We start from the raw sequence: 19,568 nt of genomic DNA, 5'->3' as shown, positions 1-19,568 counted from the left end.
GCGCGCGGGAGACAATCGATGGCTTATCAGTTCGATTTCATGCCGGTGCTGCAAAACACCGACCTGCTGTTGCGCGGCGCCCTGTTCACCCTGGAACTGACGGCCATTGGCGCGCTGTTCGGGGTTGGCGTGGGCATCGTCGGCGCGCTGGTGCGGGCGTGGAACATCCGCCCGTTCTCGGCACTCTTCGGCGTCTACGTCGAGTTGATCCGCAACACGCCGTTTCTGGTGCAGCTGTTCTTCATCTTCTTCGGCCTGCCATCCCTCGGGGTGCAGATTTCCGAGTGGCAGGCGGCCGTGCTGGCGATGGTGATCAACCTCGGCGCGTATTCGACCGAGATCATCCGCGCCGGCATCCAGGCGATCCCGCGCGGCCAACTGGAGGCCGCTGCCGCACTGGCGATGAGCCGTTTCGAAGCGTTCCGCCACGTGATCCTGCTGCCGGCGCTGGGCAAGGTCTGGCCCGCCCTGAGCAGCCAGATCATCATCGTCATGCTCGGTTCGGCGGTGTGTTCGCAGATCGCCACCGAGGAGCTGAGCTTCGCCGCCAACTTCATTCAGTCGCGCAACTTCCGCGCCTTTGAAACCTATGCGCTGACCACGCTGATCTATCTGTGCATGGCGCTGCTGATCCGCCAGTTGCTGAACTGGGTCGGTCGCCGCTATATCGCGAGGAGCAGCCGATGAGCGACTTCACCTTCTGGGACATCCTGCGCAACCTGCTTACCGGTCTGCAGTGGACGCTGGCGCTGTCGCTGGTGGCGTTCATCGGTGGCGGGATCGTCGGGCTGCTGATTCTGGTCATGCGCATCTCGAAGAACCCGTTGCCGAGCAACATCGCTCGCACCTGGATCGAATTGTTCCAGGGCACACCGTTGCTGATGCAACTGTTTCTGGTGTTCTTCGGCGTAGCGCTGGCCGGGATCGAAATCTCGCCGTGGATGGCCGCAGCGATTGCGCTGACATTATTCACCAGCGCCTATCTGGCGGAGATCTGGCGCGGTTGCGTCGAAGCGATCCCCAATGGCCAGTGGGAGGCCTCGTCGAGCCTGGCACTGAACCCACTGGAGCAGTTGCGCTACGTGATCCTGCCGCAGGCGCTGCGCATCGCCGTGGCGCCAACCGTGGGTTTCTCGGTGCAAGTGGTGAAAGGCACGGCGGTGACCTCGATCATCGGCTTCACCGAGCTGACCAAGACCGGCGGCATGCTCGCCAACGCCACCTTCGAACCGTTCATGGTCTACGGCCTCGTCGCCCTCGGCTACTTCCTGCTCTGCTACCCCTTGTCGCTCAGCGCGCGCTACCTGGAAAGGAGACTGCATGCCTCTGCTTAGAATTTCCGCCCTGCATAAATACTACGGCGATCACCATGTGCTCAAAGGCATCGACCTGAGCGTCGAGGAAGGCCAGGTGGTGGCGATCATCGGCCGCAGCGGCTCGGGCAAATCGACCCTGCTGCGCACCCTCAACGGCCTGGAGTCGATCAACGACGGCGTGATCGAAGTCGATGGCGAATACCTCGACGCCGCCCGCGCCGACCTGCGCAGCCTGCGGCAGAAAGTCGGCATGGTGTTCCAGCAGTTCAACCTGTTCCCGCACCTGACCGTCGGCGAAAACGTGATGCTCGCCCCGCAAGTGGTGCAGAAAGTACCGAAGGCCAAGGCGGCCGAACTGGCGCGCAAGATGCTCGAGCGCGTCGGGCTGGGGGAGAAGTTCGACGCCTTCCCGGATCGTTTGTCCGGTGGGCAGCAACAGCGCGTGGCGATTGCCCGGGCGCTGGCGATGTCACCGAAAGTGTTGCTGTGCGATGAGATCACTTCGGCGCTGGACCCGGAGCTGGTCAATGAAGTGCTCGCCGTGGTGCGCCAACTGGCCAAGGAAGGCATGACGCTGATCATGGTCACCCACGAAATGCGCTTTGCCCGGGAAGTCGGCGACAAACTGGTGTTCATGCACCATGGCAAGGTGCATGAAGTGGGGGATCCGAAGGTGTTGTTTGCCCATCCGCAGACGGCGGAGCTGGCGAATTTCATTGGTACCGTGGAAGCCGCCAACTGATCCTGCACACCTTCTGTGGCGAGGGAGCTTGCTCCCGCTCGGCTGCGCAGCAGTCGTGAAACCCGCCGACCGCGATTTACCTGAATCGCAAGGTGAATGGCTTCAGGGCCGCTTCGCAGCCCAGCGGGAGCAAGCTCCCTCGCCACAGAAACTGTGTTGGATCAAGGGTTTGAGCCATGCGCGTTGGCGTCAGCGTTTGATCGTGGCACGATGGCGGGGTTATCGACCGAGACCCCCTGACCATGCCGCAATCCAAAGCCAAGAATCTGTCCCTGATCGCCGCAATCGACCTGGGCTCCAACAGCTTTCACATGGTCGTGGCCAAGGCCCAGAACGGTGAGATCCGTATCCTGGAACGCCTCGGAGAGAAAGTGCAGCTCGCCGCCGGCATCGACGATGAGCGCCATCTCAACGAAGAATCGATGCAGCGCGGCCTCGACTGCCTCAAGCGTTTTGCCCAACTGATCAACGGCATGCCCTTGGGCGCCGTGCGGATCGTCGGCACCAACGCCCTGCGCGAAGCGCGCAACCGTCTCGAATTCATCCACCGCGCCGAAGAAATCCTCGGCCATCCGGTGGAAGTCATCTCCGGCCGTGAAGAGGCCCGCCTCATTTATCTGGGCGTTTCGCACACCCTCGCCGACACCCCGGGCAAGCGTCTGGTGGCCGACATCGGCGGCGGCAGTACCGAATTCATCATTGGGCAGCGGTTTGAACCGCTGCTGCGCGAAAGCCTGCAAATGGGGTGCGTCAGCTTCACCCAGCGCTACTTCAAGGACGGCAAGATCACCCCGGCCCGTTACGCTCAGGCGTACACCGCGGCGCGGCTGGAGATCATGAGCATCGAGCACGCCCTGCACCGCCTGACCTGGGATGAAGCCATCGGCTCCTCGGGCACCATCCGCGCCATCGGCCTGGCGCTGAAGGCCGGCGGGCATGGCACCGGTGAAGTGAATGCCGAAGGCCTGGCCTGGCTCAAGCGCCGGTTGTTCAAACTGGGTGACGTCGACAAGATCGACTTCGAAGGCATCAAGCCTGACCGTCGGGCAATCTTCCCGGCGGGCCTGGCGATTCTCGAGGCGATCTTCGACGCCCTCGAACTGCAGCGCATGGATCATTGCGAAGGCGCGCTGCGTGAAGGCGTGCTCTACGACCTGCTCGGCCGCCATCATCACGAAGACGTGCGCGAGCGCACCCTGACTTCGCTGATGGAGCGTTATCACGTCGATCTGGAACAAGCGGCCCGGGTAGAACGCAAAGCCCTGCACGCCTTCGATCAAGTGGCCGTGGATTGGGAGCTGGATGACGGTATCTGGCGCGAGTTGCTCGGTTGGGCGGCGAAGGTCCACGAAGTCGGCCTCGACATCGCGCACTACCACTACCACAAGCACGGCGCCTACCTGATCGAGCACTCGGACCTCGCCGGTTTCTCCCGCGAAGACCAGCAGATGCTCGCGTTGCTGGTGCGCGGCCATCGCCGCAACATCCCCAAGGACAAGTTTGCCGAGTTCGGTGACGACGGTGACAAGCTGATCCGCCTGTGCGTGCTGCTGCGCTTCGCGATCCTGTTCCACCACATCCGTGGCACCCAGGCGATGCCGCAAGTGACGCTGCACGCCAAGGGCAACACTCTGGATGTGGAATTCCCGGAGAACTGGCTGGATGAGAATCAGCTGACCCAGGCCGACTTTGGCCTCGAAGCCGAGTGGCTGACGCGGGTTGGCATCGTGCTAACAGTCCACTGATAACCTTGTGGCGAGGGAGCTTGCTCCCGCTGGGGCGCGAAGCGGCCCTTTCTTTAAAAGCATGGGCCTGCTGCGCAGTCCAGCGGGAGCAAGCTCCCTCGCCACAGGTGGGTGAACGACAGCCACAAAAAAGGCGATCCGCAAGGATCGCCTTTTTTATTGGGCTGAAGATCAGCTGCTCACCGGCAGAATCGGGCTACCCAGCCGCTCCAGCAACGTCGCCTGCGCGCTGCGCGGGTTCTGGTTGCCGGTTGGCGTGTTGCGGATGTAACGGCCATCCGACTGCAGGCTCCAGCTGTGGGTGTTGTCGGTCAGGTACAGCTCCAGCTCTTTCTTGACGCGGGTCAGCAGCTTCTTGCCTTCCACCGGGAAGCAAGTCTCGACGCGCTTGTCGAGGTTGCGCTCCATCCAGTCGGCGCTGGAGAGGAACATCTGCTCCTCGCCGCCGTTGAGGAAGTAGAACACTCGGGTGTGTTCAAGGAAGCGACCGATGATCGAGCGCACATGGATGTTGTGCGAAACCCCGGCGATGCCCGGACGCAGGCAGCACATGCCACGCACCACCAGATCGATGCGCACGCCGGACTGGCTGGCCTTGTACAGCGCACGAATGATCTTCGGATCGGTCAGCGAGTTGAACTTGGCGATGATGTGCGCCGGTTTGCCTTCGATGGCGAACTGGGTTTCCCGGGCAATCATGTCGAGCATGCCCTTCTTCAGAGTGAACGGCGCATGCAGCAGCTTCTTCATGCGCAGGGTTTTACCCATGCCGATCAACTGACTGAACAGTTTACCGACGTCTTCGCACAAGGCGTCGTCGGAGGTCAACAGGCTGTAGTCGGTGTAAAGACGCGCATTGCCGGCGTGGTAGTTACCGGTGCCGAGGTGCGCGTAACGCACGATCTCGCCGGCCTCACGCCGCAGGATGAGCATCATCTTGGCATGGGTCTTGAAGCCGACCACACCGTAAATCACCACCGCACCGGCCGCTTGCAGACGGCTGGCCAGTTGCAGGTTGGACTCTTCGTCGAAGCGTGCGCGCAGTTCGATGACCGCGGTGACTTCCTTGCCGTTACGCGCGGCGTCCACCAGCGCATCGACGATCTCGGAGTTGGCGCCAGAGCGGTACAGGGTCTGGCGCACAGCCAATACATGCGGGTCTTTCGCCGCTTGGCGCAGCAGATCGACCACCGGAGTGAACGACTCGAACGGGTGCAGCAGCAGGATGTCCTGCTTGCTGACGACGCTGAAAATGTTCTCGCTGTTCTGCAGCAGTTTCGGGATCTGCGGGGTGAACGGCGTGTATTGCAGCTCCGGGTGGCTGTCCAGACCGGTGATGCTGAACAGACGGGTCAGGTTGACCGGGCCGTTGACCTGATACAGCTCGGTCTCGCTCAGGTTGAACTGCTTGAGCAGATAGTCCGACAGATGTTTCGGGCAGGTGTCGGCGACTTCCAGGCGCACCGCATCACCGTAGCGCCGCGAGAACAGCTCGCCACGCAGGGCACGCGCAAGGTCTTCGACATCTTCGGAATCAAGCGCCAGGTCGGCGTTTCGGGTCAGGCGGAACTGGTAGCAGCCTTTTACCTTCATGCCCTGGAACAGGTCATCGGCGTGGGCGTGGATCATCGACGACAGGAACACATAGTTGTCGCCCGGGCCGCCGACTTCTTCCGGAACCTTGATGATCCGTGGCAGCAGGCGCGGTGCCGGGATGATCGCCAGACCGGAATCGCGACCGAAGGCGTCGATGCCTTCCAGTTCGACGATGAAGTTCAGGCTCTTGTTCACCAGCAACGGGAACGGGTGCGTCGGGTCGAGGCCGATCGGGGTGATGATCGGTGCGATCTCGTCGCGGAAGTAGCGGCGCACCCAGGTCTTGATCTTGGTCGTCCAGTGACGGCGACGGATAAAGCGCACCTGATGCTTTTCCAGCTCCGGCAGCAGGATGTCGTTGAGGATCGCGTACTGGCGGTCAACGTGACCGTGCACCAGCTCGCTGATCCGCGCCAGCGCCTGATGCGGTTGCAGACCGTCGGCACCGGCCTGTTCCCGGGCGAAGGTGATCTGCTTTTTCAGGCCGGCGACGCGGATTTCAAAGAATTCGTCGAGGTTGCTGGAGAAGATCAGCAGGAACTTCAGCCGCTCCAGCAACGGATAGGACTCGTCCAGCGCCTGTTCCAGCACGCGGATGTTGAATTGCAGTTGCGAGAGCTCGCGGTGGATGTACAGGCTGCTGTCATCCAGGCCCGGGATCGCAATCACTGGCGCCGCCGCGACGGCTTCGGTGACCGGCGCGGGTGGCGCAGGCTCGAGTTCCGGCGGGGTTTCGGTGATTTGCTCCACCACCGGTTGAGCTTCTTTTACTGCAACTTCAGTGAGTCCTTCGGTATTCATCGAATGTTCCTGGGAGGGCTATTTCTGCTCTCGTAACAATTGAGCGGCACGGACAGCAAAGTAAGTCAGGATGCCATCAGCGCCGGCACGTTTAAAGGCGGTCAGTGATTCAAGAATTACCGCCTCGCTCAACCAGCCATTCTGGATCGCCGCCATGTGCATGGCGTATTCGCCGCTAACCTGATAGACGAAGGTCGGCACTTTGAAGGCATCTTTTACCCGGAAAAGAATGTCCAGGTACGGCATGCCGGGTTTGACCATGACCATGTCCGCGCCTTCAGACAAGTCCGCGCCGACTTCGTGCAGCGCTTCGTCGCTGTTGGCCGGGTCCATCTGATACGAGGCCTTGTTGGCCTTGCCCAGATTCGCCGCCGAACCCACCGCATCGCGGAACGGCCCGTAATAGGCACTGGCGTACTTGGCCGAATAGGCCATGATCCGCACGTTGACGTGACCGGCCAGCTCCAGCGCCTCGCGGATCGCCTGGATACGCCCGTCCATCATGTCCGACGGCGCCACGACCTGAGCACCGGCTTCAGCGTGGGACAGTGCCTGCTTGACCAGTGCGTCGACGGTGATGTCGTTCTGCACATAGCCTTCTTCATCGAGAATGCCGTCCTGACCGTGGGTGGTGAACGGATCCAGCGCAACGTCGGTGATCACCCCCAGTTCCGGGAAGCGCTCACGCAGGGCGCGGGTGGCACGCTGGGCGATGCCTTCAGGGTTCCAGGCTTCGGCGGCGTCGAGGGATTTCAATTCGACAGGCGTGACCGGGAACAACGCCAGCGCCGGGATCCCCAGTTCGACCCATTGCGCCGCTTCTTCAAGCAGCAGGTCGATGGTCAGGCGTTCGACACCGGGCATCGAAGCCACGGCTTCGCGACGGTTTTCACCCTCAAGCACGAACACCGGCAGAATCAGGTCATCGACCGTCAGCACGTTTTCCCGCACCAGCCGACGCGAAAAATCATCACGACGGTTGCGACGCAAGCGAGTGGCGGGGAACAGACGATTGGCAGGGGTAAAGCTCACGGCAGACTCCTGAGCCCGCGCAAACGGGCGAGCGTGACAGTTATAGACGGCCATTATGACCAACAGATTACAGTTGTGCGTACCCCGTGACATGTAGCCGCATTCCATTGTTAGCGTAGGAATTGTTCACGTCGAGACACATTTCGACACTTTCATGAATGTGTCCGAAGGGTTAGGCTGCGCGTTCATTTCGCCAGCACCCAGACAATGCTCCAACAATTTCTGCATGACTTTGGCTACTTTGCCTTGTTCCTCGGCACGTTCTTCGAAGGCGAAACCATCCTGGTGCTCGCAGGCTTCCTCGCGTTCCGTGGATACATGGACATCAACCTGGTGGTGGTCGTGGCGTTCTTCGGCAGCTATGCCGGCGATCAGCTGTGGTACTTCCTGGGGCGCAAGCACGGGCGCAAATTGCTCGCGCGCAAACCGCGCTGGCAGATGATGGGCGACCGCGCGCTGGAACATATCCGCAAGCATCCGGACATCTGGGTCCTGAGCTTCCGCTTCGTTTATGGCCTGCGCACGGTGATGCCGGTGGCGATCGGCCTGTCGGGTTATCCGCCGGGACGTTATCTGCTGCTCAACGGCATCGGCGCCGCAATCTGGGCCACCGCGCTGGCGGCCGCCGCCTACCACTTCGGCGCGGTGCTCGAGGGCATGCTCGGCAGTATCAAGAAGTACGAGCTGTGGGTGCTCGGCGCGCTGCTGATTCTTGGCGTTGGTCTGTGGCTGCGCCGCCGCTTCAAGAATGCGCGCCTGGCCAAGCAGGTCTATGCCGACGAGCAAGCCGCAAAAGCGGCGCACCTGCTTCAAGCGGAGCAAACCAAACCCGCCGAACCTAAGACGCCAGCCGAGTAACGCGCTGGCGACAGCCGTACAGCCCGATGCCGCTGAGCAGGCTGTAACCGAGCAAACCAGCCCAGGCCAACGGGCTGGCCGGCCATAGCCCCAGCAGCGGCGCCAGCCACACCAGCGGCAGGTTCGACCCCAGCCGCAGCAGCTCGACCTTCAACGCCCACGGGCGATTCTCCAGGGCCACGCCCAGCGCAAACAAACCCCACGCCACCGCGCCCCAGCCGAGCAGCAGCGCGGCGGTCGGCAGTTGCTGCGCCTGACCCATCAGGTAACTGCCCAGCGCGATATAGACGCAAAACTGCAGCGCCACATAGCACTGTCGACGACTGTCGAGCAGCACTTCGTATTTGCGGAAGCGGCTCAGGTCAGGTTTGTTCAGCGGGTACTTGGCCGCGACGTCTGCCGGGCGCCAACCGGTGCGCATGAACCAGATCCGCAGCTTGTCCCACTTGCTCTCGGCACAGCGCGCGTCGTGCCACAACTGCGCATAGAACTGCACGTTGGCCCACAACGGATTCCAGCTCGCCAGCGGCGTGGTCACGCCGAAAATCACCGGTTCCTTGTCGTCCTCCTCCTGGAACGTGCCGAACAGCCGATCCCAAAGAATGAACACCCCGCCGTAGTTGCGATCCATGTAGAGAGCGTTCTGTGCATGGTGGGCCCGATGATTGGATGGCGTAACGAAGAACCACTCGAACCAGCCGAGCTTGGGAATGTGCCGGGTGTGAACCCAAAACTGATACAGCAGATTCATCGCCGCGACACTGACGAACACCAGCAGCGGCACGCCGAGCACGGCCATCGGCAAATAGAAGATCCAGCCCAGCAGAAACCCGGTACTGGTCTGGCGCAACGCCGTGGAGAGGTTGTACTCCTCGCTCTGGTGATGCACCGAGTGCGCGGCCCAGAGGATGTTGCGCTCGTGCCCCAACCGGTGCAGCCAGTAATAGCAGAAGTCATAGAAGATGAAGGCCAACACCCAGACCCAGAGGCTGTTCGCCGGCAGCCTGAGCAGCGACAGATGATCCAGGGCAAACGCATACGTGAGCAGCCCCAAACCCTTGGTCAGCAGCCCGGTAGTGGTCGACAACACCCCGGCGCTGAGGCTGTTGACCGAGTCGGCGAGGCGATAGTGACTGACCCCGCGCCAACGATCGGCAAGCAGCTCGGCGGCAATCAGCACGAAGAAAAACGGCACTGCATACAGAATGAAGTCCATGGCGCGCCCCGGTCGGATTCTATGGACAGATCCTAGGTGTAGCCGCCCTTTTCCCCTATGGCAACGCACGACAAATTAGTGGACATTTAGGGCCATGAATCTGGAGAGAAACCCATGAGCAAAAAAGTTGCAGTGATCCTGTCCGGCAGCGGCGTGTACGACGGCGCCGAGATCCACGAAAGTGTCATTACCCTGTTGCGTCTCGATCAACGCGGCGCGCAGGTACAGTGCTTCGCGCCGAACATCGCGCAATTGCATGTGATCAATCACCTGACCGGTGAAGAAATGCCCGAGACGCGCAACGTGCTGGTGGAATCGGCGCGCATTGCCCGCGGCAACATCAAGGACATCCGCGAGGCCGACGTCGAAGACTTCGACGCGCTGATCGTGCCTGGTGGTTTTGGCGCAGCGAAGAACCTCTCGAACTTCGCCGTCGAAGGCGCCGGCTGCAGCGTGCAGCCGCAAGTGTTGGAACTGGCCGAAGCCTTTGCCGAAGCGGGCAAACCGGTGGGTCTGATGTGCATCTCGCCGGCGCTGGCAGCGAAAATCTACGGCCCGGGCGTGACCTGCACCATCGGCAATGACGCCGACACCGCCACCGCAATGAACAAGATGGGCGCTACCCACGAAGACTGCGCGGTGAGCGACATCATCGAAGACAAGGCGCGCAAACTGGTGACCACCCCGGCTTACATGCTGGCGCAGAACATCAGTGAGGCGGCTTCGGGGATCAACAAGCTGGTGGATCGCGTTCTGGAACTGACCCACGAGAATGATGCCTGACACGACTTTCTGAAGGGTTTTTGTGGTGAGGGGATTTATCCCCGATGGCTGCGCAGCAGCCCCTTGCATCTTGAAGCACTGGGCCTGCTGCGCAGGCCATCGGGGATAAATCCCCTCACCACAGGTATACGGTTGAATCAGGGTTTGCGGGTCAGGCGCGTGAGGATCCGGTCCAGCGCATTGGCAAACGCCTGCTTCTCACGCTCGCCGAACGGTGCCGGGCCGCCGCTGATCTGACCCTGTTCGCGCAGATCGGTGAACAGATTGCGCACCGCCAGTCGCTCGCCCATGTTCTGCGCATCGAATTCCTTGCCGCGCGGATCCAGCGCCGCCACGCCCTTCTTCACCAGACGATCGGCCAGCGGGATATCGCTGCAGATCACCAATTCTCCGGGCACCGCGTGCTCGACCAGATAATCGTCCGCCGCATCCGGACCGCTGGGCACCACGATCAGTTTGACGATGGCCAGCCCCGGCTTGGTCTGCGGCTGCCCGGCCACCAGCACTACTTCGAACCGGCGCTTGAGGGCGAACTTCACCACCAGATCCTTGGCGGCCCGAGGGCAGGCGTCGGCATCGATCCATACACGCATGATATTTTTCCTCTTCAAAAAAACATCGCGGGCAAGCCCGCTCCCACAAGGTTAACGCTAAACCTGTGGGAGCGTGGCTTGCCCGCGAATGTGAGCGCAGCGAATGCTGTTAAGCAGTGACCCGCTTCTTCTCCGCGATCCGACTCCGCCCATACAAAACGACAATCGCCAGAATCGCCAAGGCCTGCGCTGTCAGCGAATAGGCATCGGCGTGAATCCCCAGCCAATCGAATTCAAAGAACGCCACCGGCCGCGTGCCGAAGATCCCGGCTTCCTGCAGCGCTTTCACGCCATGCCCGGCGAACACCACCGACAACGCACAGAGCAGACCGGCGTTGATGCTGAAGAACAACGCCAGCGGCAGTTTCGCCGAACCGCGCAGGATCACCCAGGCCAGACCGATTAGCAGCACCAGTGCGGTCGCACCACCGGCCAGCACCGCGTCATGCCCGGCGGGGCCGGCCTGCAGCCACAGGGTTTCGTAGAACAGGATCACTTCGAACAACTCGCGGTACACCGAGAAGAACGCGAGGATCGCGAAGCCGAAACGTCCGCCGCCGCCCACCAGACTCTGCTTGATGTAATCCTGCCAAGCCGCGGCGTGCCGCCGGTCGTGCATCCACACGCCGAGCCACAGCACCATGACGCTGGCGAACAGCGCCGTGGCGCCCTCGAGCAGTTCACGCTGCGAGCCGCTGACGTCGATCACGTACGCCGCCAGCGCCCAGGTGCCAAGACCGGCGAGCAGCGCCAGTCCCCAACCGATGTTGACGCTGCGCACTGCCGACTGCTGGCCGGTGTTGCGCAGGAACGCGAGGATCGCCGCCAGCACCAGAATCGCTTCGAGGCCTTCGCGCAGCAGAATCAGCAGACCGGAGATAAAGCTCAGCGACCAGCTCAGACCATCGCTGCCGAGCAGTTCAGCAGACTCTTTCAACTTGCCCTTGGCCGCGTCCAGGCGCTGTTCGGCTTGCGCCACCGGCAAGCCGTCCTGCAACGACTGACGGTAGGCCATCAGCGATTTTTCGGTGTCCTTGCGCACGTTGGCGTCGACGTTATCCAGCGAGCTTTCGACCAGTTCGAAGCCTTCCAGATACGCCGCCACCGACAGGTCGTAAGCCTGATCGTGATCACCGGCGCGATACGCCGCCAGGCTCTTGTCCAGCGTGGCGGCGGTGTAATCGAGCAATTGCGCCGGGCCGCGTTTGACCTGCGGCGGTTGCGCGCGCTGGGCACGGAAGCTTGCGGCGACCTGCGGGCCTTCGGCGGCCTGCACCTCGTCCGGGGTCTGGCGCGCCAGATCGGCGATGTTGAAGGTCTTGTCGGACTTGGCTGCGGCCGGGTCGGCACTGAAACCGGCGATGTAGGTCGCCAGATCCCAACGCTGACGGTCGTCCAGTTGATCGGCGAAGGCCGGCATGTCGGTGCCTTCGACGCCCTGGCCGAGGGTGCTGTAGATCGCGTACAGGCTCAGATGATCGATGCGTGCGGCATCGCGCAGATTGGCCGGTGGTGGCGTCATGCCGAGGCCCGCCGGGCCATCACCGGCGCCGGTTTCACCGTGGCATACCGAGCAGTTCTGCGCGTACAACGGCGCGCCCCGGGTTGGATCGGGAGTGATGATCGGCGCTTGACTGACTTCATACGCCACCGCCAGTTTCGCTCCCAGTTGTCGCGCCTGACGGGCGACTTCGGAACCCTCCTGCTTCGCGCTGATGGCCACGTGCAACGCTTCGACGCCCTGCTCCAGCGCAGCCTTTTCCGGCTTTTGCGGCAGGCCGGCGATCAGCCCTTGCAGCACCTGGGTGAACTCCAGTTGCTCACGGTATTCGCCGTCATCGACGACCTTGCCCGCCTCGACTGTCGGCGGGTAATCGGCGCTGATGTAATCGAGCAGGTGCAGCGCCTGCGGGGCGCCCTCCACGGTGTCGGCCAGCAGGTTGAAGCTGCTCAGGGCCCACAGAGGGAACACCAGCCAGGCCAGGAATCGGGACGCGGCAGTCATGAATGAGTCTCAAATGGAAATGCGAAGTTACATATTGTTCACTTCGAACGCCTGTCACTCAAGCTTTGTCGACGTCTCGTGGCGTTTTAGCGCAACGCTGTGGCGGTGTTGCGGTAGTGCTCAAGCATGAACTCGACGAACACCTGCACCTTCAGCGCCACATGCCGGGCATGCGGATAGAGCGCGTAATAGTGACGCTGGCCGAGGCTGTAGTTAGGCAGGATCTGCACCAGTCGGCCACTGAGCAGATCGTCCTGCACGGTGGCTCGGGTGAACGCGGCAATGCCGACTCCGGCCAACGCGGCGGCGTGCAGCGAACTGATCGAATCGGCCTTGAACCGCCCCTGCACGCGCACACCAGTGGTGAGCCCGCGCGCGTCGGTCAGCGTCCAGTCGCTGCCGCCGGCAAACGCCAGTAACTGCTGCCCGACGAGTTCGCGCACCTGACGCACCAGACCGTTGCGCGCCACATACACAGGCGAAGCCACCAGCAGCAAATCCGAAACGGTCAGCAACCGCGCCACCATGGACGAATCGGCCAATGGCCCGCAGATGCGCAGCGCCACATCAAAGCCCTCGGCGATCAGATCGACGAAACGGTCATCGCAGGACAGGTCCACCTCTATTTCGGGATAGCGCTGCTGAAACGCTGGCAGCCAGCTTGCCAGCTCCAGCGTACCGATGACCATCGGCGCGCTGATTCGCAGCACACCGCTGGGGCGTTCATGTGCCTGGCCCACCGCCAGCGCGGCCTGATCGAGGCGTTCGAGGATGTCCACACACGCCGCGTAATACTGCTGCCCCGCCGTGGTCAGGTTGAAACCCCGGGTGTTGCGGTTGATCAGCCGCGTGCCCAGTTCGCTTTCCAGCTGCTGCAACTGCCGGGAGATGGTCGAGTGAGTGGTGTCGAGGCGCTCGGCGGCGGCGCTGAACCCGCGACACTCGACGATGCAACGAAACGCGCGCATTGCCAGCAGTTGATTCATTGATGTTCCGCAGTGGGTTAAGTCTCAGGCCGGCAAGGCTAGCTCAATCCCGTCGCTCATCCCACCGGTCAGTCCACCTCGACCGGTGCGATTGACGACGAAAAATGATGCATCACTTAGCCACTATCGCCCCCTATAATGCGCCACCTGCCGTATTGCCCGCTCAAGGATGAATCTCTTCATGCACCATCGCTTGCTGCTGCCGCTGTTGATTGCCGCCGTTTTGCAACTCAACGGCTGTGGTGCATATCGCAATTACGACCTGGAACTGCAACAGACCACTGACCAGTTCAAGGCCGGCAACATCGACGGTGCTCTGACGCTGATCGAAGCGCACAACCCGGACCCGGAAAAAGACCTGCTCTACTACTTCGAAAAAGGCGCCGTACTCAGCGCTGGCGGCGCGCTGCCGCAGAGCCAGACAACCTGGCGCAGCGCCGAGCAGATGATCATCCAGCGCCAGGACACGATCGAAACCACCGGCGACAAGTTGCTCGCGGCGATGGGCAATCAATGGGGCAGCATCATCAATGACAAGCTGCGGCGCTACGATGGCTACGACTATGAAAAAGTCATGCTGACCACGCAAATGGCTCTCAACCAGTTGGCGGTGAATGACTTCGACGGCGCCCGTGCCGACATCAAGAAAACCCACGAACGCGAAGCGTTGATCGCCCGGCAACGGGAACTGGAATACGAAAAGGTCGAGGAAGCCGCCAAGGCCCAGGGCGCGCGCGTGCACTACAAGGACCTGCAGGGTTATCCGGTGGTGATGCTCGAATCCCCGGCAGTGATCGCCCTGAAAAACGGTTACCAGAGCGCCTTCAGTCACTACCTCGCCGGCTTCACCTATGAGGCGCTCGGCGAAAAAGACCTGGCGGCGCCCGGTTATCGTCAGGCCATCGAACTGCGCCCGGACATGCCGTTTTTCCAACAGGCACTGCGCGACCTCGACAGTCCCGGACTCAAGGCCGACGAAAGCGATGTGCTGATCATCGTGCAAAGTGGGCTGGCGCCGGCCCGCAGCTCGGTGCGAGTACCGTATCCGGTGCAGCTCAAGGACGGTCAGGTGATCGTCGCCAACATTTCCTTCCCGGTGATGGTGCCGGATAACTCCACCGCGCCGTTCAATCAGGTCCGCGTCGACGGTCGCGAGAAAAAGCTGATCGCGGTCAACAGCATCACCGATATGTCTTTGCGCACACTGCGTGACGACATGCCCGGGATTATCCAGCGCACCACCTACCGTGCCTTCCTCGCGGCGGACGTTCAGGGCACCGACAATCGCCGCAATCCGTCCACGGCCTCCTACGTCACCCAGTGGGATGGTTTCGAGCAGGCCGACACCCGCACCTGGCGCACCCTGCCCAACCTGACACAGGTCGTGCGCCTGCGTCTGAAAAAGGGCGAACACCAGATCAGCCTGCCGAACACGTCAGGCGCTCCACTGAACATCCGCATCGACCAGAAGCGCCAGATGATCGGCCTGCGCGTGCTGGGCGAGCGGATTTACGCGAACGGCAGCGCATTTCAATCCGCAACGTCGCTGGGAAGTCGCGTATCCGCTCTGAAATAAGTAATGGCACCAAACTAACAAGTGCGATTAAAAAGCTATTACATGGCCAGCATCGCCTGCTTATAATGCCGCGCCCGCGCTATCGCGACGCGGCATAAAAGCTCCTCTGGTTATGAGGAATTGGCAGGAGGCCAGCGCCACTGTCGATGGGTCACACCAGCCCGACCAGCACCGGCGGCTGATGCAGTTACTAGCTCAGGGAAGAAGTACCCCCATGGCATTGCGCACTCCCACCTTGATCGCGCTCAGCGCTGTCACTCTGCTGTCCGGCTGTTCGGCGTTCCGCAACTACGATTCGGAACTGGCCCAGACCAATCAGCAACTGGCATCCGGCAACGTCGACGCCGCGCTGACCCTGCTGGAAAAGAACAACACCGGCCCCGACAAAGACCTGCTCTATTACTTCGAGAAAGGTGAGTTGCTGCGCGCCAAGGGCGACCTGTCCGGCAGCCAGAACGCCTGGACCAGCGCCGATCAGGTGGTTGGCCAGTGGGAAGATTCGGTCAAGCTCGATAGCGGTAAATACCTGGCGCAGTTCGGCAGTTTCCTGGTCAACGACAAGGTGCGTCGCTACGAAGGCTACGACTACGAAAAAGTCATGCTGACCACGCAGATGGCCCTCAATCTGCTGGCCGTCAACGACTTCGACGGCGCCCGCACCGCGATCAAGAAAACTCACGAACGTGAAGCGGTGATCGCCGACCTGCGCGACAAGGAATACCTCAAGAGTGAGGAAGAGGCCGAGAAAGAAGGCATCAAGACTCAGTACAAGGATCTGCAAGGCTACCCAGTCGCCAGCCTCGACGCACCGGAAGTGGTCGGCCTGAAAAACAGCTACCAGAGTGCGTTCAGTCATTACCTGGCCGGTTTCGTCTACGAAGCCCTGGGCGAGAAAGACCTGGCTGCACCGGGCTACCGCAAGGCGGCCGAACTGCGCCCGAACACCCCGCTGCTGGAGCAGGCGCTGGTCAACCTCGACAAGTCGAGCAAGTCCGACGACAGCGACATCCTGATCGTGGTGCAAAGCGGTCTGGCACCCTCGCGTGATTCGATCCGTGTGCCACTGCCATTGCCGATCTCCAACAATGTGGTGATCACCCCACTGTCGTTCCCGATCATCAAGCCTGACACCTCCACTGCACCGTTCGCGCAGATTGGCGTCGATGGTCAGCAAGTCAACCTGACCGCCCTCAACAGCACCACCGCCATGTCGCGCCGCGCCCTGCGCGATGACATGCCAGGGATCATCGTCCGCACCACCGTGCGCGCAATCACCAAAGGCGTGGCGCAGAAGAAGATCAACGAAACCAACCCGCTGGCCGGTCTGGCCGTGGGTATTTCTTCAGCTGTGCTGGAAGGTGCCGATACCCGTACGTGGCGCACCCTGCCGGACAACACCCAAGTGGTGCGTCTGCGCTTGAAGAAAGGCGAGCACCAAGTCAGTCTGCCGAGCGCCGTCGGCGGTTCGCTGGTCAAGGTCACCGTCGATCAGCGTTATCAAGTGATCAGCCTGCGTGCCGTGGGCAATCAGGTATTTGCCGGCGGCGTCGCCGCCCATGTCATCCCGAGCGCCGGCGCGACCAACGTCGCCAGCCTCAAACAACCTTAAGAACGGAGTCTTTGCATGCGCTTCAAACTCTTCGCCGTTGCCGCCCTCGCCGTGCTGGCCAGCGGCTGCGCCACCCCGCCACCTCCTGAGCCGGGCAGCGCCGCGAGCAAGGTCGTGGCCATGGGCCCGCAGAAACACATCGCGGTCGGCGCCATGCGCGTCGCCCGTGAGAACGGCTTCATGACCGTCAATGTGCAGTTGACCAACACCCTCAACAGCAACAAGACGTTCTACTACCGCTTCGCCTGGCTCGGCCCGGAAGGTTTCCCGGTCGCCGAGGAAGAAGTCTGGAAGAGCCAATTGATGTACGGCGCTCAGACCAGCTTCATCCAGGGCATCGCCCCGACCCCGAAAGCCGTGGATTTCCGTCTCGAACTCAAGACGCCTTAAGCCCGCCACCCTAATTCTGTTCTAGAGAGCATTCCCATGTTTGCACGCTTTTCCCTGATCGCTGTCCTCGCCCTGCTGGCCTCCGGTTGCGCCAATACTTCGCCGACCCTGGGCAGCAAGAACATCAGCTACGGCGACACCAAAGCGGTTGAAACCGTGACCAACGAATTCGGCTCGACCGACCTGCAAATGATCGCCGAATCGATGACCCGCTCGCTGGCCCAGTCCGGCATTCTGCAGGGCCGCCCGGTGGTGCAGGTTTACGACGTGAAGAACAAGACCAGCGAGTACATCGATACCCGCGAAATCACCACCAGCATCAAGACTCAGTTGATGAAGTCCGGCACCGCCCGCTTCGCCAGCGACAACACCGCGATGCAGAGCCAGGTCGACCAGCTCAAGCTGCAAAACCAGAGCGGCCTGTACAAGAAGAGCACCGTGGCCAAGACCGGCAACATGATCGCCGCCAAGTACCGTCTGGAAGGTTCGATCAGCTCGATCGTCAAGCGCAGCAGCGACTACAAGGACGTCTTCTACAAATTCAGCCTGCAACTGATCGACGTTGAAAGCGGTCTGGCCGAATGGATGGACGAAAAAGAGATCCGCAAAACCACGGAGCGTTAAGCAATGCGCGCATGGATTGGCATGATGGCCCTGGCTTGCGCGTTCAGCGTGCAAGCGGCCCCGAAAGTCGCGGTAACGGATCTGGCGTATCAGGAGCGTGTGGAGCAGTACATCCACATCGTTTCGGCGCAGAACAATTACCGCGAGGGTTACTACAGCTCCAGTGGTTCGTCGAACTACAACGAGCTGGAAGCGACCACCAGCTACATCGAACAGGGTGAACTGCGTAAATTCACCGGCGACATCAAGGGCGAGATCCTGCGCACCGGGATGTTCCAGCTGGTGCAGGGCACGCCGTACACGGCGTCGTCCAAGGGTGACGTCTACGACGTGATCAAGCGCATCAAGGCCGGCAACTTCAAGGGTGCCGACTACGTGCTGTTCGGCACCGTGTCGGACATCGACTTCACCCAGGACATGAACGAGCTGGCGCACACCGACAGCTACTCGGCGGTGCTGGGCCTGACGCTGGTGGCGGATTTCAGTCTGATCAACACCAAGACCTACGAGATCACCTCGGCCTTCACGGCAATGGGCGAAGCACAGGACACCAAACTGGTGAACGGTCGCGACATCAAAGTCTCGCTGAACCGCCCTCGGGTGGTGCGTGAAGTGTCGAAAGCGTTGGGCGAAGACGTCGCCGGGCAACTGAGCATGCAGCTTGGTGGCGGTGGTTACGAGCAGCCGCGTGAGGCACAGCAGCGCAACAACCTGCCGCGCGATACCGCGCCGGTGATTTTGCACTGACCGGCTGAGTGAATCACCCTTTGGTGAGAGGATTCATCCCCGATGGGCTGCACAGCAGCCCCTTCTTTCAAGAGGGCTCGCTTCGCGAGCCATCGGGGATAAATCCCCTCACCACAAAAGCTCCCTCACCACAGCTGAGCAACAGACAGGCAATAAAAAGGCGACCTATCGAGGTCGCCTTTTTATTGCCTGCGGGTTTTACACCACCGCTTTACGCAACGTCGCCATGAACGCCGCCGCACCGATGAACAGCCCGGCAAACGTGCGGTTCATGCGTTTCTGCTGCTTCGGCGTACGCAACAGACGCAGCACCTTCGAAGCCAGGCCGGTGTAGCCGGCCATGACAATCAGATCCACGCAGATCATGGTCACGCCGATCACCAGGTACTGCATCAGCAGCGGTGCGTGCGGATTGATGAATTGCGGCAGTACCGCCAGCATGAACACCAGTGCCTTTGGGTTGCTGATATTCACCAGAAAGCCACGGAACACCAGCGCCAGCGGCTTGCCGATCGGCCGTACCGCCGCGTCATCGCTCATGTCCATCGGCAGTGCGCGCCATTGCTTGATCGCCAGATAGACCAGATAGGCCACGCCAAACCATTTGATCGCATAGAACGCGGTGGCCGAGGCGGTGAGGATCGCGCCAACACCGGCGCCAACGATCGCAATCTGCACTGCCAGGCCGATCTGCAGGCCGAGGGCGTTCCAGTAACCGCGCCAGAAACCGTATTGCAGACCGCTGGACATCGACGCAATGGCGCCAGCACCCGGTGACAGACTGATCACCCAGCAGGCGGCAAAGAATGCCAGCCATGTTTGAAGCTCCATCGCACACCTCGACTCTGAATCGTGACAGACGTCAAAGCTAATGCGGTTTGGGCTTAAAAGCAAAAGATCGTCCGATCGCGGCCCGAGCCTGCGGCAGCTCCTACAGGGATCGCATTTC

18 protein-coding genes are annotated in these 19,568 nt (G+C 61.4%); 11 read left to right on the top strand and 7 right to left on the bottom strand.

Going from position 1 to position 19,568, the window contains the following annotated elements; all coding sequences use genetic code 11:
• Nucleotides 1-18 precede the first annotated feature (18 nt).
• From PMI25_RS10235 to ppx, 4 genes are all read left to right on the top strand, one after another.
• Nucleotides 19-687: an amino acid ABC transporter permease gene (locus tag PMI25_RS10235; RefSeq protein WP_007968436.1), complete on the top strand. Its 669-nt coding sequence runs from the start codon at nt 19-21 to the stop codon at nt 685-687.
• Entirely contained in the window at nt 684-1,334 is a 651-nt protein-coding gene (locus tag PMI25_RS10230) for an amino acid ABC transporter permease (RefSeq protein ID WP_007968438.1), read from the top strand. Before PMI25_RS10235 ends, PMI25_RS10230 begins: the two co-directional genes overlap by 4 nt.
• Nucleotides 1,321-2,058 carry an amino acid ABC transporter ATP-binding protein gene (locus tag PMI25_RS10225; protein ID WP_007968440.1) on the top strand — a complete coding sequence of 246 codons (738 nt, stop codon included), beginning with the start codon at nt 1,321-1,323 and terminating at the stop codon, nt 2,056-2,058. The genes PMI25_RS10230 and PMI25_RS10225 overlap by 14 nt, the downstream gene beginning before the upstream one ends.
• Nucleotides 2,059-2,300: 242 nt before the next feature.
• Complete coding sequence (gene ppx, locus PMI25_RS10220) at nt 2,301-3,803, top strand: exopolyphosphatase (protein ID WP_007968442.1); 1,503 nt, start codon at nt 2,301-2,303, stop codon at nt 3,801-3,803.
• A 171-nt stretch (nt 3,804-3,974) separates the two neighbouring features.
• Here the strand turns inward: ppx and ppk1 are convergent, their stop codons facing one another.
• Together ppk1 and hemB are read right to left on the bottom strand one after the other, a co-directional pair.
• Nucleotides 3,975-6,200 carry a polyphosphate kinase 1 gene (gene ppk1 / locus PMI25_RS10215; protein WP_007968444.1) on the bottom strand — a complete coding sequence of 742 codons (2,226 nt, stop codon included), beginning with the start codon at nt 6,198-6,200 and terminating at the stop codon, nt 3,975-3,977.
• 18 nt (nt 6,201-6,218) lie between these two features.
• Nucleotides 6,219-7,232, bottom strand: coding sequence for a porphobilinogen synthase (gene hemB, locus PMI25_RS10210; RefSeq protein WP_007968446.1), 1,014 nt, complete (start codon nt 7,230-7,232; stop codon nt 6,219-6,221).
• A 207-nt stretch (nt 7,233-7,439) separates the two neighbouring features.
• Here hemB and PMI25_RS10205 point away from each other — a divergent pair, with 207 nt between their 5' ends.
• The gene (locus tag PMI25_RS10205) at nt 7,440-8,090 is read left to right on the top strand and encodes a DedA family protein (RefSeq protein ID WP_007968447.1); all 651 of its coding nucleotides are present in this window, start codon (nt 7,440-7,442) and stop codon (nt 8,088-8,090) included.
• Here PMI25_RS10205 and PMI25_RS10200 read toward each other — a convergent pair.
• On the bottom strand, nt 8,071-9,306 hold the full coding sequence (locus PMI25_RS10200) for a sterol desaturase family protein (RefSeq protein ID WP_007968450.1): 1,236 nt from the start codon (nt 9,304-9,306) through the stop codon (nt 8,071-8,073). The two genes, PMI25_RS10205 and PMI25_RS10200, sit on opposite strands and share 20 nt — an antisense overlap.
• 114 nt (nt 9,307-9,420) lie before the next feature.
• Between PMI25_RS10200 and elbB the strand changes: the two genes are divergently transcribed.
• On the top strand, nt 9,421-10,089 hold the full coding sequence (elbB, locus tag PMI25_RS10195) for an isoprenoid biosynthesis glyoxalase ElbB (RefSeq protein ID WP_007968452.1): 669 nt from the start codon (nt 9,421-9,423) through the stop codon (nt 10,087-10,089).
• Nucleotides 10,090-10,226: 137 nt separating this feature from the next.
• On the opposite strand, the gene PMI25_RS10190 is transcribed toward elbB, so the two are convergent.
• From PMI25_RS10190 to PMI25_RS10180, 3 genes are all read right to left on the bottom strand, one after another.
• A complete protein-coding gene (locus PMI25_RS10190; RefSeq protein WP_007968454.1) occupies nt 10,227-10,682 on the bottom strand; it encodes a YaiI/YqxD family protein in 456 nt (151 codons plus the stop codon).
• A gap of 109 nt (nt 10,683-10,791) precedes the next feature.
• Nucleotides 10,792-12,687: an FTR1 family protein gene (locus PMI25_RS10185; RefSeq protein WP_007968456.1), complete on the bottom strand. Its 1,896-nt coding sequence runs from the start codon at nt 12,685-12,687 to the stop codon at nt 10,792-10,794.
• Between the two features lie 86 nt (nt 12,688-12,773).
• Nucleotides 12,774-13,673 (bottom strand): LysR family transcriptional regulator, encoded by a 900-nt coding sequence (locus tag PMI25_RS10180; protein ID WP_007968460.1) that lies wholly within the window; start codon nt 13,671-13,673, stop codon nt 12,774-12,776.
• A 181-nt stretch (nt 13,674-13,854) separates the two neighbouring features.
• Between PMI25_RS10180 and PMI25_RS10175 the strand changes: the two genes are divergently transcribed.
• The 5 genes from PMI25_RS10175 to PMI25_RS10155 all read left to right on the top strand — a co-directional run bounded on the left by PMI25_RS10175 (nt 13,855) and on the right by PMI25_RS10155 (nt 18,619).
• A complete protein-coding gene (locus tag PMI25_RS10175; protein WP_007968462.1) occupies nt 13,855-15,249 on the top strand; it encodes a COG3014 family protein in 1,395 nt (464 codons plus the stop codon).
• Between the two features lie 214 nt (nt 15,250-15,463).
• Nucleotides 15,464-16,858 (top strand): COG3014 family protein, encoded by a 1,395-nt coding sequence (locus PMI25_RS10170; RefSeq protein WP_007968465.1) that lies wholly within the window; start codon nt 15,464-15,466, stop codon nt 16,856-16,858.
• A gap of 15 nt (nt 16,859-16,873) precedes the next feature.
• Nucleotides 16,874-17,248 (top strand): YcfL family protein, encoded by a 375-nt coding sequence (locus PMI25_RS10165; protein WP_007968467.1) that lies wholly within the window; start codon nt 16,874-16,876, stop codon nt 17,246-17,248.
• Nucleotides 17,249-17,284: 36 nt separating this feature from the next.
• Nucleotides 17,285-17,872: a penicillin-binding protein activator LpoB gene (gene lpoB, locus PMI25_RS10160; RefSeq protein WP_003229365.1), complete on the top strand. Its 588-nt coding sequence runs from the start codon at nt 17,285-17,287 to the stop codon at nt 17,870-17,872.
• A gap of 3 nt (nt 17,873-17,875) precedes the next feature.
• Entirely contained in the window at nt 17,876-18,619 is a 744-nt protein-coding gene (locus PMI25_RS10155) for a hypothetical protein (protein WP_007968469.1), read from the top strand.
• A 198-nt stretch (nt 18,620-18,817) separates the two neighbouring features.
• Here PMI25_RS10155 and rhtB read toward each other — a convergent pair whose 3' ends face one another.
• Nucleotides 18,818-19,450, bottom strand: coding sequence for a homoserine/homoserine lactone efflux protein (rhtB, locus tag PMI25_RS10150; RefSeq protein ID WP_007968471.1), 633 nt, complete (start codon nt 19,448-19,450; stop codon nt 18,818-18,820).
• Nucleotides 19,451-19,568: the final 118 nt, after the last annotated feature.

The organism is Pseudomonas sp. GM30, assembly GCF_000282275.2.
GTDB lineage: Bacteria > Pseudomonadota > Gammaproteobacteria > Pseudomonadales > Pseudomonadaceae > Aquipseudomonas.
This window is presented reverse-complemented; position numbering and strand designations above follow the sequence as displayed.

Bases quoted from the DNA above. Each gene is read 5' to 3' on its own strand.
- PMI25_RS10235 (WP_007968436.1), top strand. From the start codon at position 19: ATGGCTTATCAGTTCGATTTCATGCCGGTGCTGCAAAACACCGACCTG.
- PMI25_RS10230 (WP_007968438.1), top strand. From the start codon at position 684: ATGAGCGACTTCACCTTCTGGGACATCCTGCGCAACCTGCTTACCGGT.
- PMI25_RS10225 (WP_007968440.1), top strand. From the start codon at position 1,321: ATGCCTCTGCTTAGAATTTCCGCCCTGCATAAATACTACGGCGATCAC.
- ppx (WP_007968442.1), top strand. From the start codon at position 2,301: ATGCCGCAATCCAAAGCCAAGAATCTGTCCCTGATCGCCGCAATCGAC.
- ppk1 (WP_007968444.1), bottom strand. From the start codon at position 6,200: ATGAATACCGAAGGACTCACTGAAGTTGCAGTAAAAGAAGCTCAACCG.
- PMI25_RS10205 (WP_007968447.1), top strand. From the start codon at position 7,440: ATGCTCCAACAATTTCTGCATGACTTTGGCTACTTTGCCTTGTTCCTC.
- PMI25_RS10200 (WP_007968450.1), bottom strand. From the start codon at position 9,306: ATGGACTTCATTCTGTATGCAGTGCCGTTTTTCTTCGTGCTGATTGCC.
- elbB (WP_007968452.1), top strand. From the start codon at position 9,421: ATGAGCAAAAAAGTTGCAGTGATCCTGTCCGGCAGCGGCGTGTACGAC.
- PMI25_RS10190 (WP_007968454.1), bottom strand. From the start codon at position 10,682: ATGCGTGTATGGATCGATGCCGACGCCTGCCCTCGGGCCGCCAAGGAT.
- PMI25_RS10185 (WP_007968456.1), bottom strand. From the start codon at position 12,687: ATGACTGCCGCGTCCCGATTCCTGGCCTGGCTGGTGTTCCCTCTGTGG.
- PMI25_RS10180 (WP_007968460.1), bottom strand. From the start codon at position 13,673: ATGAATCAACTGCTGGCAATGCGCGCGTTTCGTTGCATCGTCGAGTGT.
- PMI25_RS10175 (WP_007968462.1), top strand. From the start codon at position 13,855: ATGCACCATCGCTTGCTGCTGCCGCTGTTGATTGCCGCCGTTTTGCAA.
- PMI25_RS10170 (WP_007968465.1), top strand. From the start codon at position 15,464: ATGGCATTGCGCACTCCCACCTTGATCGCGCTCAGCGCTGTCACTCTG.
- PMI25_RS10165 (WP_007968467.1), top strand. From the start codon at position 16,874: ATGCGCTTCAAACTCTTCGCCGTTGCCGCCCTCGCCGTGCTGGCCAGC.
- lpoB (WP_003229365.1), top strand. From the start codon at position 17,285: ATGTTTGCACGCTTTTCCCTGATCGCTGTCCTCGCCCTGCTGGCCTCC.
- PMI25_RS10155 (WP_007968469.1), top strand. From the start codon at position 17,876: ATGCGCGCATGGATTGGCATGATGGCCCTGGCTTGCGCGTTCAGCGTG.
- rhtB (WP_007968471.1), bottom strand. From the start codon at position 19,450: ATGGAGCTTCAAACATGGCTGGCATTCTTTGCCGCCTGCTGGGTGATC.